The organism is Bacillus cereus group sp. BfR-BA-01492, from assembly GCF_022662815.1.
Classification (GTDB): Bacteria; Bacillota; Bacilli; order Bacillales; family Bacillaceae_G; genus Bacillus_A; species Bacillus_A cereus_BD.
Genome location: NZ_JAKUEH010000055.1, coordinates 1 through 453 on the forward strand (window position 1 = coordinate 1; position 453 = coordinate 453).

The window sequence follows — 453 nt, forward strand, 5'->3', positions numbered from 1 at the left end:
TATATGGTGGAGGATGACGGGATCGAACCGCCGACCCCCTGCTTGTAAGGCAGGTGCTCTCCCAGCTGAGCTAATCCTCCATTTGCCTGGCAACGTCCTACTCTCACAGGGGCAAGGCCCCAACTACCATCGGCGCTAGAGAGCTTAACTTCCGTGTTCGGTATGGGAACGGGTGTGACCTCTCTGCCATCATTACCAGACAATATTCATTTAAGACAATCATTATTATACCTAATTCACTTAAAAAGTCAACAGGTTTTTTATATTCTCTCAAAACTAGATAACACGAATGTAGTTCTTAGCGTAATCTAGCTCCAACGGCTAGATCCTCCGGTCATTTCGCCACCCTCGGTCGAAGCAAAAAGCGCTTCTCGGTCGGGGGTTCCAATGCCCTACGGCTCTGAACAAGCCGTTTTCGCTTTTTTTATTGGTTAAGTCCTCGATCTATTAGTA

At 47.5% G+C, this 453-nt stretch carries 1 tRNA gene and 1 rRNA gene; both read right to left on the reverse strand.

The features are described 5' to 3' along the window. Positions 1–4 precede the first annotated feature (4 nt). Positions 5–80: transfer RNA gene (locus tag MR063_RS21545), tRNA-Val, on the reverse strand. A 4-nt stretch (positions 81–84) separates the two neighbouring features. Then, positions 85–200 (reverse strand): 5S ribosomal RNA (rrf, locus tag MR063_RS21550). Between the last annotated feature and the right edge of the window lie 253 nt (positions 201–453).